The sequence below is a fragment of the Campylobacter peloridis LMG 23910 genome, assembly GCF_000816785.1.
Taxonomy (GTDB): Bacteria; Campylobacterota; Campylobacteria; order Campylobacterales; family Campylobacteraceae; genus Campylobacter_D; species Campylobacter_D peloridis.
On sequence record NZ_CP007766.1, the window covers coordinates 1,161,858 to 1,175,229 of the forward strand.

General features: G+C 27.3%; 12 protein-coding genes. 3 read left to right on the top strand and 9 right to left on the bottom strand.

The window, feature by feature from the left end; all coding sequences use genetic code 11:
- Positions 1-43: 43 nt before the first annotated feature.
- Entirely contained in the window at positions 44-259 is a 216-nt protein-coding gene (locus CPEL_RS05725) for an HP1242/YdcH family protein (protein ID WP_044598978.1), read from the top strand.
- A 28-nt stretch (positions 260-287) separates the two neighbouring features.
- Positions 288-1,415, top strand: coding sequence for an MCP-domain signal transduction protein (locus CPEL_RS05730; protein ID WP_044598979.1), 1,128 nt, complete (start codon positions 288-290; stop codon positions 1,413-1,415).
- 9 nt (positions 1,416-1,424) lie between these two features.
- On the opposite strand, the gene CPEL_RS05735 is transcribed toward CPEL_RS05730, so the two are convergent.
- From CPEL_RS05735 to groES, 3 genes are all read right to left on the bottom strand, one after another.
- Positions 1,425-1,994: a nudix-type nucleoside diphosphatase gene (locus CPEL_RS05735; protein WP_044598980.1), complete on the bottom strand. Its 570-nt coding sequence runs from the start codon at positions 1,992-1,994 to the stop codon at positions 1,425-1,427.
- Between the two features lie 129 nt (positions 1,995-2,123).
- Positions 2,124-3,761 (bottom strand): chaperonin GroEL, encoded by a 1,638-nt coding sequence (gene groL / locus CPEL_RS05740; protein WP_044598981.1) that lies wholly within the window; start codon positions 3,759-3,761, stop codon positions 2,124-2,126.
- A 10-nt stretch (positions 3,762-3,771) separates the two neighbouring features.
- Positions 3,772-4,032 carry a co-chaperone GroES gene (groES, locus tag CPEL_RS05745; RefSeq protein WP_044598982.1) on the bottom strand — a complete coding sequence of 87 codons (261 nt, stop codon included), beginning with the start codon at positions 4,030-4,032 and terminating at the stop codon, positions 3,772-3,774.
- A 163-nt stretch (positions 4,033-4,195) separates the two neighbouring features.
- Here groES and CPEL_RS05750 point away from each other — a divergent pair, with 163 nt between their 5' ends.
- Positions 4,196-6,739, top strand: coding sequence for a translocation/assembly module TamB domain-containing protein (locus CPEL_RS05750; protein ID WP_044598983.1), 2,544 nt, complete (start codon positions 4,196-4,198; stop codon positions 6,737-6,739).
- Positions 6,740-6,767: 28 nt separating this feature from the next.
- On the opposite strand, the gene hpf is transcribed toward CPEL_RS05750, so the two are convergent.
- The 6 genes from hpf to CPEL_RS05780 all read right to left on the bottom strand — a co-directional run bounded on the left by hpf (position 6,768) and on the right by CPEL_RS05780 (position 13,372).
- Positions 6,768-7,286 (bottom strand): ribosome hibernation-promoting factor, HPF/YfiA family, encoded by a 519-nt coding sequence (gene hpf / locus CPEL_RS05755; protein WP_044598984.1) that lies wholly within the window; start codon positions 7,284-7,286, stop codon positions 6,768-6,770.
- A gap of 80 nt (positions 7,287-7,366) precedes the next feature.
- A complete protein-coding gene (locus tag CPEL_RS05760) occupies positions 7,367-8,047 on the bottom strand; it encodes a 3-methyladenine DNA glycosylase (protein WP_044598985.1) in 681 nt (226 codons plus the stop codon).
- A complete protein-coding gene (locus CPEL_RS05765) occupies positions 8,044-10,983 on the bottom strand; it encodes a transcription-repair coupling factor (RefSeq protein ID WP_044598986.1) in 2,940 nt (979 codons plus the stop codon). The genes CPEL_RS05760 and CPEL_RS05765 overlap by 4 nt, the downstream gene beginning before the upstream one ends.
- A complete protein-coding gene (locus CPEL_RS05770; RefSeq protein ID WP_044598987.1) occupies positions 10,973-11,377 on the bottom strand; it encodes a bactofilin family protein in 405 nt (134 codons plus the stop codon). The genes CPEL_RS05765 and CPEL_RS05770 overlap by 11 nt, the downstream gene beginning before the upstream one ends.
- Positions 11,305-12,216 (bottom strand): zinc metallopeptidase, M23 family, encoded by a 912-nt coding sequence (locus tag CPEL_RS05775; RefSeq protein WP_049984594.1) that lies wholly within the window; start codon positions 12,214-12,216, stop codon positions 11,305-11,307. The genes CPEL_RS05770 and CPEL_RS05775 overlap by 73 nt, the downstream gene beginning before the upstream one ends.
- Entirely contained in the window at positions 12,203-13,372 is a 1,170-nt protein-coding gene (locus CPEL_RS05780) for a bifunctional tetrahydrofolate synthase/dihydrofolate synthase (RefSeq protein ID WP_044598989.1), read from the bottom strand. The genes CPEL_RS05775 and CPEL_RS05780 overlap by 14 nt, the downstream gene beginning before the upstream one ends.

Genomic DNA, 13,372 nt, shown 5'->3' on the forward strand with positions numbered 1-13,372 from the left:
TTAGATTATAATTAGCTTTATATTAATAAAAAAGGGGAAAACAATGTTGCATGAATTTAGAGATTTAATCACAGAGCTAAAAGGCAAGGATAAACACTTTGATAAATTGTTTGAAGAGCACAATGATTTAGATCATAAAATCAAAGATGCTGAAGAAGGCAGAATTCATTTAGATAGCTTGGAAATAGCTAGTTTAAAAAAAGAAAAATTAAGATTAAAAGATGAGTTAAACACTTATTTATCAAATTATAAAAAATAATCCATCAAACAAAAACCAAGGAATAACAATGTTTGGAAAAAACAAAATTTCAAAACAAGATTATGAAGAATTACAAAATAAAATTCAGCTTTTGGAAGAAGAAAATAAAAAACTTCATCAAGAAAAAAAAGAATTAATAGAAAAATATGAAAAAGAAATTCAAAAAGATCTTGGTAAAACAGATCTTGAAACACATCTTTTAGAAATGTTGCTCAATGGAGTTCTAAAAGGTATAGCAAATGTTCAAGGTGATATGCAAGAAAATGTTAATAAAGCTGAGATGATTTCGCAATATTCTGATTCTTCATTAGGTGATATGCAAGAGTTAAACTCTATCACTCAATCTATTATTTCATCGCTTCAAAGTATTATAGAATCAGCTAATCGCTCAAGAGATACAGCAGGAAATTTACATCGAAGCGTAGATGAAATAACCAATGTAATTAACTTAATCAAAGATGTTTCTGATCAAACCAATCTTTTAGCATTAAATGCTGCTATTGAAGCTGCAAGAGCTGGTGAACATGGTAGAGGTTTTGCTGTTGTTGCGGATGAAGTTAGAAAACTTGCAGAAAAAACACAAAAAGCTACCTCTGAGGTTGAGTTAAACATTAACTTACTAAAACAAAATGCTGATGAAATGTATGGACAAAGTGAGCAAGTTGAAAAAGTTTCATTAGAATCTAATGAACATATCGTTCAATTTTCTAGTAAATTTACCCAATTAATCTCTAATGCAAATTCCACCAGTGCTCATGCAAAAAGTATAACTTCTGAAATTTTTATTTCACTTGCAAAGCTAGATCATATTGCCTTTAAATTAAATGGCTACAACGAAGTTATACATGCTTCTGGTAAAACACTATCTGATCATTTAAGTTGTAGGCTAGCAAAATGGATAGCAGGAATTGGCAAAGAAAGATTCTCTAACAATAGAGCTTTTGGTAAAATAAATTTACCTCATCAAAAAGTTCACGAAAATATGAATCAAGCAATAACTTTAGCTAGCCAAGAGGATAGTTCCAATAAACTTGTTCAAAACCAAATCATCGATAAATGCATCAATGCTGAAAAAGCTTCTGAAGATCTATTTGAAATTTTCAAAGAAATGCTTGATGAAAAAGATACAACCATAGAAAATAAAGAAGAAAACTAAGGGTAAATTTTATTTTTTACCCTTAAACCATAAATAAGCATATTCAAGCAAAGGTGTCTTGATAGGATTATTTTTTGAAAATTGCTCAAATTCATCTTTTTTTACCCATACAGCTTGAATATCTTCTCCATCAATTCCTCCTCCATTGCTAACTTTATCATTTTCGTTAATTTTTGCAAAATATAAAAATTGTCTATTAACTCCTGAACCAAATCCTGTGTAAAATTCACCTATTTTTTCTATATGCTTTGGCTGATAACCAAGCTCTTCAACACATTCTTCTATAGCAATTTCTTCTAAGGTTAAATTTTTATCTACAAGTCCTGAGCATAATTCTATACTAAAACCTAATTCATTTGGCTGCAAATTGTGGCGTTTTTGATAATCCCACAATGGAATCCTAAATTGTTTTACAAAAATAAAAGCATCTTTTTGAGTATGATACAAAAACACAGAAACACTATCCATTGCTTCTATAAAATCCCAAGTATATTTTTTATTATCTTTACCTATATAAGTATATCTTTTTGGTTTAACATATTTAGAATTACAAAATTGCTCTTCTTTTAAATTTTTCATCTAAAGCCTCTATTGCCAATTTTACATAATAATACAACAAAAGTAAAAACATACCATAAATATAAAAAAGAAGAAAAGTTGCCTTAAAAAGGCAACTAAAATACTTAAAAAGAAAAAAAGAGAGGAATATTACATCATTCCACCCATACCTCCCATTCCACCCATACCACTCATATCAGGCATAGCAGGTTTATCTTCTTTGATTTCACTTATTGTCGCTTCAGTAGTAAGTAGCATACTAGCAACAGAAACAGCATTTAATAAAGCAACTCTTTCTACTTTTACAGGATCTATAATACCTGATTGTATCATATCTACATATTCACCTTTTGCAGCATCAAATCCTGTGTTTTCATCTTTGCTATTTTCAACCGTATTTACTACCACTCCAGCATCAAATCCAGCATTTTCAGCAATTTGTCTCAAAGGTGCTCTTAAAGCTCTTTCTACTATTGCAGCACCTATTGCTTCATCACCTTGTAAATTTAAGCTAATTTTTGATTTTGCTTTTATAAGCGCAGCTCCACCGCCTATTACTATACCTTCTTCAACAGCAGCTTTTGTAGCACTTAATGCATCATCAACTCTGTCTTTTTTCTCTTTCATTTCAGTTTCTGTAGCAGCTCCTACTTTTATCAAAGCTACTCCTCCACTTAATTTTGCTAATCTTTCTTGTAATTTTTCTTTATCATAATCACTTGTTGTCTCAGCGATTTGAGTTTTGATTTGATTAACTCTTGCATCTATACTTGCTTTTTCGCCAGCACCATTTACTATTGTAGTATTATCTTTATCTATTATAACACTTGATGCTTGTCCTAAATCTTGTATAGTAGCACTTTCTAATGTTCTACCTAATTCTTCTGAAATAACTTCACCACCAGTTAAAATAGCTATATCTTCAAGCATAGCTTTTCTTCTATCACCAAATCCAGGAGCTTTTACAGCTGATATATTTAAAACACCTCTTAATTTATTCACAACTAAAGTTGCTAAAGCTTCTCCTTCTATATCTTCAGCTATTATTAAAAGAGGTTTTCCTGTTTTTTGAATTTGTTCTAATATAGGCAATAAGTCTTTTAAATTTGTTATTTTTTTATCAAATAACAATATATAAGGACTTTGTAATTCAACTAGCATTTTATCAGCATTTGTTATAAAATAAGGACTTAAATATCCTCTATCAAATTGCATACCTTCTACTACATTTAATTCATCATTTATAGATTTTGCTTCTTCAACGGTTATAACACCATCTTTGCCTACTTTTTCCATAGCATCAGCTATTAAATTTCCTATTTTTTCATCAGAATTTGCTGATATTGTAGCAACTTGAGCTATTTCTTTTTTGTCTTTTACTTCGCGAGATAATTTTTTAAGCTCATTTACTATAGCTTCGCAAGCTTTATCCATACCTCTTTTAACTTCTATAGGATTTGCTCCAGCTGTTATGTTTCTTAAACCTTCTTTAAAAATCGCATGAGCTAAAACGGTTGCTGTAGTTGTTCCATCACCAGCTTGATCAGCTGTTTTGCTAGCTACTTCTCTTACTAAAGAAGCACCCATATTTTCTAAAGAATCTTTTAATTCTACTTCTTTAGCAACACTAACACCATCTTTTGTGATAGTAGGAGCACCAAAGCTTTTTTGTATCAATACATTACGGCCTCTTGGTCCCATAGTAACTTTAACTGCATCATTTAATTTTTTAACACCTTCATAAAGTTTGTTTCTTGCTTCATCTGAAAAAAATATTTCTTTTGCCATTTTGTTATCCTTAATTTAAAATTCCTAAAATATCATCAGTATTTAAAACTAAATATTCTTCATTGTTAAGTTTTATTTCACTTCCGCCATATTTAGCAAATACAACTTTATCATTTGCTTTGATATCTTCTACTTCTTTGCTTACAGCTATAACTTCACCCATTAATGGTTTTTCTTTAGCATTATCTGGTATAATAATACCTGAAGCAGTTGTTTTAGTTTCTTCAACGCGTTTAACTAATACACGCTTTCCTAGAGGTTGAAAATTCATTTTTCTATCCTTTCTAAAATGAGTTATTATTAGCACTCTTTGTTTTTGAGTGATAATATTATATAAAAAATAAAGTAAATTGTCAATAAATTAAGTAAAATATATCATATAAGTTTAGCCAATATAACTAAACTTATATGATATATTACTATAAAGGTTTGTCATGAAAAAAATTCTTTTCACCATCTTAGGTATATTTTGTTTTATACTATTAAGTATATATACACTACTTTTTACAAATATTGGCAATGCGTTTTTAAAACCAAGAATTGAACAACTTATTACTCAAAAAAGTGGTTTAAATGTCAAATTTGAAACATTTAAAATTAACTTCTCTACACTCGATATAAAAGCAAATATTGATAATAATTTTTTTGCCAATATCAAAGGAGATATTTCACCTTTAAAATTAGGATTTAATATAAATTATCTTTTAGGATTAAATCAAAATTATATTAAAAATTTAGGTTTAAGAAGCGATAAAGATTTTACTTTCAAGGGAGATGTTATAGGAAAAAGTAGTGATTTTACAATAAAAGGTAATGGATTTTTATTTGATTCTAATCTTAGTCTCAATGCAAAAATTGTAAATTTCTCTCCGATTAATCTTGAATTTATAGGTAAAAATATTGACATCGCTCAAGTCTTAGATTTTGCCAATCTCCCAAGATATGCTCAAGGAAAAATTAGCATTGTAAGCGATATACAAGCAAAAGATCTAAAACCTAATGGGAATGCTCTGATTTATTTTTATACAAATTCTATAAACAATGCTTTAATCCAAAAAGATTTTAATCTAACTTTACCAAAACAAAGCTATATCAAAGGTGAAATAAGATCTTTAATCCAAGAAAATAAACTCTTATCAAAAAGTGAAATTTTAAGTAATTTTTTTAAATTATACACACAAAAAAGCATTTATGATATCCAAAGACAAAGTCTATCTAGCGATTTTGATATAAAATTAGATGATTTGGATCAATTTTCATCTCTAGCCAAAATAAAACTTCAAGGTAAAAGTGAAATTCAAGGTGATTTAATTTTGGCAAATAATCAATTACAAAAATTAAAAGCTAATTTACTTGGCTTTGGAGGCAATATAAAGGCATTATTAGAAAATAATATATTAAATATTTCTACTAACAATATAGAAATTGCAGAGCTTTTAAAAACTATTTCTATACCTGCTTTTATTGATTCTAAATTAATTTTAGATTTAAAGTCACAAGGACTAGATTTTAGTAATTTTAATTTGAACACACAAATAAACAATGCAAACATCAACACCGCAGAATTTAAAAAATTTAGCGGCTTAGATTTTCCAAAAACAACTTTCACATTACAAGCTAAAGCTGATGCTAAAAATTCACTTATTAATTATGAAGCTTTACTTGATTCTAATATAGCAAAAATTCCCGCCTTAAAAGGTTCATACCATCTTATCAACAAGGATTTAAAAGCACAAATTAGTGCATTTATAGATAATCTTAATAAACTAAAACCACTAACCAAGCAAGAACTTAATGGGCCTTTAAATTTAGATGCTAAAGTCGATCTTAAAGCAAATCAAATTCAAAACCTTGATGCAAATATAAAAATCATGCAAGGGGTTATTAATGCAGTATCAAATGGTAAAAGTTTACAGGCTAAAATATCTGATATAAAATTAGAGCAAATTTTTCCTTTAGTAGGACAAAAAATTCTAGCTTATGGGGATATAAATGCCGATGTTAAATTAAATTCACTTGACTTTACCAATCTTAATGGTGATTTTAAAGCAAATATTAATTCTTCTTTTAACGATATAGAATTATCCAAACTTTTAGAGAAAAAATTTCCAAAAAATACTTCAGCAAAAATCAATCTTGATGGAAAAATTTCTAAATCTATTATTGATTTTAATGCTAAAGCTCTAAGTTCTTTTGCAAATATTAATTCTTTTAAAGGAAAATTTGATCTAAACCAACAGGCTTTAACAAGCATGTATAACATTTCTTTACAAGATTTTTCAAAACTTGGATTTTTAGTAGAAAGAAATTTAAAAGGAAAAGCTGACTTTGAAGGTAAATTTGATTTTAAAAACAATTTAATTGACGCAAGTATAGTTAGTAAAAATATTTTTAATGGCATATTAAACGCTACCTTGAAAAATAATATTTTTAATGCCACAACACAAAATACTGATCTTTCTAATTTAGCTCAAAGTTTAGATTTACCTGATTTTTACCAAGCTAAAGCAAATTTGGATATCAATTATAATCTTTTAAAAGAAAGTGGAGTGATATTGATGAATTTAGCTGATGGACAATTGAAAAAAAATCTTATCACAAACGCATTAATGATACTTTTACAAAAAGACATTACAAAAGATGTTTATCGCAATGGTCAAGCAAAAATTGATATCAATAAAAATATAATCGATTTAAACTTAAATTTATTAGCAGATCGTAGTAAGATTGATGTTAACAAAGGTAAAATTGATACAAAGAGTTCGAGATTAAATATACCTTTTAATGTTATCATTGATAGGGCAAATTTTAAAGGTATAATAAAAGGAACAACGCAAGATCCTAAAGTAAACCTTGATACAAAAAGTGTTATAAATTCTATTGCAAATACCATAGGCGGAAACACAAGTGATGCGGCTAAAAATACAGGTAAAAAAGTTGATCAGGCAATTGATAAAATCTTTAATAAAATATTTTAACCTAGCCTATATCAGGCTAGGTTTTATTTTAATATAAACCAAATTTTCCATCTTTTTTCTTAAATAAGACTCTCATTTTAGCATCAATATCGTTAAAAACTAAAAATATATCTTTACTTGCTTTTAACTTTTCTAATGCTTCTTCAATTTCTAAAGGCTTATACAACTCAAGTTCGGTTGGGACTATTTCATCTTCTTCTACCACACTTGGCAACACAAAACTTTCTTTTATCTCATCTTGATGTTTGTGAGTAATATTTTTATCATGTAATCTTCTTAAAACTTTAGAAATTCTATCAATTGCTAAATCTATTGCAGCGTATAAATCTTTATCTTTTTGTTTAACCACTACAGTATTAATACCAGCTAAATTAATGCTAAATTCAGCCCAAAATCCTTTTTTTCCATGCCTTTCATCAGCACTTATAACACAACGCGCAGAAATCACATCTAAGCCGTATTTACTTAAAGCATCAAAACTTTTTTCTACATACTCTTTTATAGACTCAGTTAGCTCAAATTGCTTTCCAACTATACTTGTATTCATCACTTCTCCTTTTTTATTGAAGTTAAATACATTATAGCACTTTAAAAGTAAAAAAGTAGATTTTTAAATAAAAAATAAATTTAAAATTTTAAAGGATCTAACATAGCAGCACCTTCTAAAGAAACTTTTTTACCCTGAAAATGCATTTTACAAAATGAAACAATTAAAGCATGAAAAATTTGATAAAGCTCATATAACTCACATTCTTTTTTTAGCAAAATACTTAATTCTTGCTGATTTTTAGCTATGTCTTTTTTAAAAAAATCTGCTAATTCATCATAACTTTGATACTCATAGCCTAAATAATTAGCTATTTTTGCACTATAAGCATCTACCACTAAAACTTCTTTTTTGCATATATAATTTAAAATTCCATCTGCACTTTCTTGACCAAAACCTTTAATACCTAAAAGCCATTCTCTATCTACCGCATCTTTAAAAATTTCAAAAGAACTAAAATCTTGAAAATATTTTTGAATAAAATTTTTAATATATTTTGCTTTGGTATTATAAAATCCACTTGGTTTTATTAAAAGTGCTAAATCCTGTGTGCTTAAATTTTGTAAATTATCTAATTTTGTGATATTTGCTTGTTTTAAATTTGCCAAAGCTTTTAATACATTTTTCCAGTTAGTATTTTGCGTTAAAACCACAGAAATTAAAATTTCAAATTCACTTAAATTACTATTTTCTAACCATTCAAAATCTTTATACTCAATATTTGCATTAATTAAAGCTTTAAAAATTTCATACCCACTCATGCTTTTTCACTCTTTCTTAAATGCATTAACACAGCCTCAATCACATCATCATCATCTTTGCTTTTTGCCTTAATAACTTCTTTACTCTCATCATCTTTAACAAAACAAATATTTTGCTCATAATTACTCACTAATTTATAATGATTGCTAGCTAGAATTTTAATAATAATTAAGTCTAAAAATTGTTTAGTAAAAACATCAGGTTTACCAAAACGATCATTCATCTCACTTTCTATCTCATATACTTCATTCACACTCATGCATTTACTAAGTCTTCTATAAAGTTCTAATCTCAAGCGATCTTCGCTAATATAATCACTATTTAAAAAAGCATTAATATTGAGTTTTAAATCAATTTTTTTCTCTTGAGTTTGTTCTTTTTTACTCAGTTTGTTAATCTCATCTTCTAGCATTTTAAGATACAAGCTATAACCAATTTGCTCTATATGCCCACTTTGATCCACGCCTAATAAATTCCCACCACCTCGAATTTCTAAATCATGATAAGCAAGCACACTACCTGAACCCAAATAAGAATTGCTTTCTAAACTCGTAAGTCTTTTTAAAGAATCTTTTGTAACCCTTTCTTTATCTTCAATTAAAAAATAACAATAACCTTGTTTAGCACTACGCCCTACTCTTCCTCTTAATTGATGTAAATCAGCCATGCCAAAACGATCTGAGTTTTCTACTATAATGGTATTTGCATTTGCTAGATCAATACCACTTTCAACTATAGAAGTACAAAGTAATAAATCATATTCTTTATTTTCAAATTTAATCATTTCCTCTTCAGTAGTTTTTGCATCAATTTTTGAATGCAAGATTAAAATTTTTAAATTTGGAAATAAATCTAAAAGATATTTTTTACACCCATCAATACTTGCTATATGATTGTGTATATAAAAAATCTGTCCTGCTCTTCTTAATTCTCTTGAAATAGCTTCTTTAATCAAAGCATCATTACTTTCTCTAACAAAGGTTCTTACATCTAAGCGATCTTCAGGTGGAGTTTGCAAAACACTATAAGATTTTAAAGAGCTAAGAGCTTGATTTAAACTTCTTGGTATAGGAGTAGCTGACATAGATAAAATATGGGAGTTTTTACTTAATTCTTTGAGTTTTTCTTTTTGTTTTACCCCAAATTTATGTTCTTCATCTATTACAACCAAACCCAAATTTTCACATTCAACTCCTAAAAGAGAATGCGTTCCAACCACAACACAAGGTTTTTTTTCTTTTAAGAAAGCCATAATTTGCTTTTTTTCCTTGATATTTGTAAAACGATCAAGCTTAAAAACCTCTATATTAAAAGGCCTAAACCTTCGTTTTAATGTTTTAAAATGCTGCGTAGAAAGTAAAGTAGTAGGCACAAAAAACAAAGCACTAAAACCACTTTTTACACAAGTAAATATAGCATTCATAGCTATTTCTGTTTTGCCAAAACCCACATCTCCGCTTAAAAGTCTATCCATTACTTGAGAGCTTTTTAAATCTTGAGTAATTTCTTGACAAACTTTTGTTTGATCTTGAGTATATAAAAATCCAGCACTATTAATAAACTCATCTTGCAAATTTTGAGAAATTTTTAACTCTTTTGCCTTTATCAAAGCTCTAGCAGCCGCTAAAGAAACTATACTTGAAGCAATAGCAAATAATTTTTCTTTTAATTTTTCTTTTAATTTTAAAAAACTTCCTTTTCCAAGCTTATCAAGCAAAGGAATTCCACCGCTTGCACCAATGTATTTATCTATCATATATAAATTTTCAACAGGTAATAAAAGTTTATCATTATTCAAATACCCAAGTGCAACAAATTCTTTCTTTGCACCCGCTATAGCAATAATTTCAAGTCCTAAAAATTTAGCAATGCCATAATCTTCATGCACAACATAATCACCTATTCTAAGTTCATCTAAAATTAAACTAGCCTTTCTGGCTTTTTTAATTTTTTCTTTTTTATTTAAAGATACAATAAGCTTATCTTGAGTTATTAGGTTGATTCTTTCTTGAGAAATTTTAAATTCAATATTTGAAAATTCTTGTAAATTTAAGACTTTAAATAGTGCTTCATTTTTGGCTAAAACTAAAATTTTTTGTTCTTTATGTAAATTAAAAAAATCATAATTATAAGAACTTACCAAATCTTTACAAAATCTTGCCTCAGGCAAAATATTTTGATTGATTTTATCAATATTTTGCTCAAAATCATCTACATCAAATTTTTTTATACTAACAAAATTCAATTTTAAATAATCATAAAAATCATCTATACACCAAAAACCTAAAGAATTAACATCGTTAATAATACTTTGACTCTGAAAATTCTGAATTCTTTCTTGTAATTTTTCATATTGCTCTTGATTAAAAGCACTCAAAAATGGACAAATTTCAATACTAGAAATTTCATTTGGAATAGATTTTTGTGTATGAATATCAAAATACCTTATGCTTTCTATTTCATCTGAAAAAAGTAAAATTCTAAAAGGCTGTTCTTCGTTAATCGCAAAAATATCTATAATATCACCGCGTATTGAAACCTCACCTTTATCTTGAACTATATCTACAAATTCATATCCACAATGTAAAATTTCTCCTTTAAACTTTTCCAAAGCAAGAAATGAATTTCTTTTCAAATTAATATTTTTTAAGTGATTTTTTCCAGGTAATTTTTGTAAAATTGTCTTTATAGGAGAAATTAAAATTTTATTTTCTTTCTCCTTATGATAAGCATTTAAAACCTTACAAATTTCAAAAAGCTCTTTAGAAAAAGAGCGTAAATCACTACCAAATTCAGCTCTAAAATCAGGTAAAACAAAGGTTTTAAATTTTAAAAACAAACAAACTTGAGCTAATTCATCTGCTTCTTTATCATCTTCGCAAATTACAAGTTCTGTTTTATTGTTTAATAAATACTCATATAACTTAGCTTGCATTTTCTGAATTTTCTACACTAACATCTATAGTTGCAAGCTCTTCTTCTTTTTCAATTATCTTACTACTTCCGTTAAATTTTCCGCCATTTTCTATGCTTAATTGTTTTACTACGATATTTCCATTAAGCACACCACCTGATAAAATTTCCAAAGAATCAACATTCATCTCTCCTTCAAAAATTCCATTAATGACTATTTTACTAGCTCTAACTTGTCCTTTTAAAACTCCACTTTTACCTATAACTATAACATTAGAAGAATTAATCACACCAGTGATTTCACCATCTAAATGAAGCATTGAATCAAAGAAAAACTTACCCTCTATTTTTGCTCCGTTTGAAATGACTGTAGTTTCGGATACTGAAGCAATAGAGCCTTTATTAAAGATTGCCATGGAACTCTCCTTTCTTTATCAAAAATTTGTTCATAATTTTTTCGGTTTAAATCTATAAAAATTTTAGGATCTAAAAGTTTATTAATAAATCTAACCTCATAATGCAAATGTGGACCCGTTGAAAGTCCAGTGTTTCCTGTATAACCTAATAAATCTCCTTTTTTTACAAATTGCCCTGCTTTAACAACATCTTGGCGAGTCATATGTGCATATACTGTTTTAAAACCAAAATTATGTATTAAAATTACTGAATAACCATAACCATTATTACTATAACCAGCATATTCCACTACTCCATTAGCAGGAGCATGTATAGGAGTTTTTAAAGCTGCTCTTAAATCAAGCCCTGGATGAAATTCTTTTTTATTTAGTATAGGATGATGTCTCCATCCAAAATCACCGGTAATGCCATTATTTGGAATTACATGTCCATTTGGAATTTGAGTTAAAAATAAATACGCTTGATCATTAGTTAATTTAACTTTTTCTAATCTTTCAGGAATATCTAAACTTTCATCTTGCTTTAATCCTAAATTATCTTCTATATCTGCAAGCTGAGTTTGAAGCTCGCTATAAAGTGCTGTTTTTTCCTCTAAACTTTTTTGCATGCTTTCATTTTGTGAAAAAAGTTTACTATTTTTAGCCGATAAAGCTTCTTGTTCTTTTAACAATTCTGATCTTTTTTCTGCTAAATAATTAATATACAATGCACCCAAAACAATAACAACAAAAACAAAAGAAGTAAAATAAATTACTACTTTTTTAATTATCTGACTTAATAAAAAATGTCTAGAACCATTAACATCTGTTATGGTCAGTGTAAATTTATCTTTCACTATAACCTCTTAAAAATTTTTCAACTAGCATAAAAGAACCAAAAACTAAATATAAATTATTTTTTTGAATCTTAGAAAAATTTTGATACTCGATATTTAATTTTTCTAAGTTTTCAATCAATTTATCACCAGCTAATGCTCTTTCTTTGCTTTCATAATGATAAATTTCTACTATTTTTATAATAGGTTTTAAAACCTTTAAAATACTATAAGAATCTTTATCTAAAAAACAATTATAAACTAAATGAACTTTTTTTTCCTTGAAAATTTCAACTAAAACTTTAGCTGCCATTTCATTATGCCCTACATCTATATATAAATTATCTTTTATTCTTTCACATCTTCCCTTTAAATCAAGTTTTAATAAATGTTTTATACAATAAATTAATGCCTTTTCATCTTTGTTACAAATTCTTAAAAAAGCACCTAAAGCCAAAAAAAGATTATCTTGCAAAAAAGAAGCTAAGTTATTTTTTTGTATATACTCTTGAACAACTTTGTAAATGTTTTTGTTTTGATCTAAAAAATTTATATGCAAATTAACATTTTTTATTTTTGCTATTTTTTGAGCTAAATCTAATACACTTTGATCTTGTTTAAAACTAATAAACGCCTCATTACTCATAGCTTTTAATTTAGTTCTTGCTATATCAATTAAATTTTTACCTAATAAATCTTGATGATCAAAACCTATATTAGTAAAAATACAAAAATCTCTTTTAAATACACTCGTTGCATCATATTCTCCACCAACTCCAGCTTCTAAAACAATAAAATCACAATCTTTAAAAACAAAAAAAGATAAAAAAGTAGCATATTCAAAATAACTAAGTTTATTTAGATCTTCTAAAAATAATTCTTCTAAATTTTTATGTGCATTTTCTAAAATTTCATCACTTACAATCTGCCCATTTAACCAAAATCTTTCATTAAATTCAAAAATATGCGGACTCGTATAATGTCCAACTTTATAACCTTGTTCTAAAAGCAAAAGTGCTAAAAATCTACCTGTGCTACCTTTACCATTGGTGCCAATAATTTGTATATTTTTTACTTTAGGAAGATAATCTTCGTATTTTTTATACATGGCAAACATAAAAAATCTACTGATTTTATGATAAAAAATTGCTTTTGAATTTAAAAATTTTTTAAATTTCAT

Coding starts and splice junctions, on each gene's coding strand:
- CPEL_RS05750 (WP_044598983.1), top strand. CDS start 4,196: ATGAAAAAAATTCTTTTCACCATCTTAGGTATATTTTGTTTTATACTA.
- CPEL_RS05725 (WP_044598978.1), top strand. CDS start 44: ATGTTGCATGAATTTAGAGATTTAATCACAGAGCTAAAAGGCAAGGAT.
- groES (WP_044598982.1), bottom strand. CDS start 4,032: ATGAATTTTCAACCTCTAGGAAAGCGTGTATTAGTTAAACGCGTTGAA.
- CPEL_RS05765 (WP_044598986.1), bottom strand. CDS start 10,983: ATGCAAGCTAAGTTATATGAGTATTTATTAAACAATAAAACAGAACTT.
- CPEL_RS05770 (WP_044598987.1), bottom strand. CDS start 11,377: ATGGCAATCTTTAATAAAGGCTCTATTGCTTCAGTATCCGAAACTACA.
- CPEL_RS05760 (WP_044598985.1), bottom strand. CDS start 8,047: ATGAGTGGGTATGAAATTTTTAAAGCTTTAATTAATGCAAATATTGAG.
- CPEL_RS05735 (WP_044598980.1), bottom strand. CDS start 1,994: ATGAAAAATTTAAAAGAAGAGCAATTTTGTAATTCTAAATATGTTAAA.
- hpf (WP_044598984.1), bottom strand. CDS start 7,286: ATGAATACAAGTATAGTTGGAAAGCAATTTGAGCTAACTGAGTCTATA.
- CPEL_RS05730 (WP_044598979.1), top strand. CDS start 288: ATGTTTGGAAAAAACAAAATTTCAAAACAAGATTATGAAGAATTACAA.
- CPEL_RS05780 (WP_044598989.1), bottom strand. CDS start 13,372: ATGAAATTTAAAAAATTTTTAAATTCAAAAGCAATTTTTTATCATAAA.
- groL (WP_044598981.1), bottom strand. CDS start 3,761: ATGGCAAAAGAAATATTTTTTTCAGATGAAGCAAGAAACAAACTTTAT.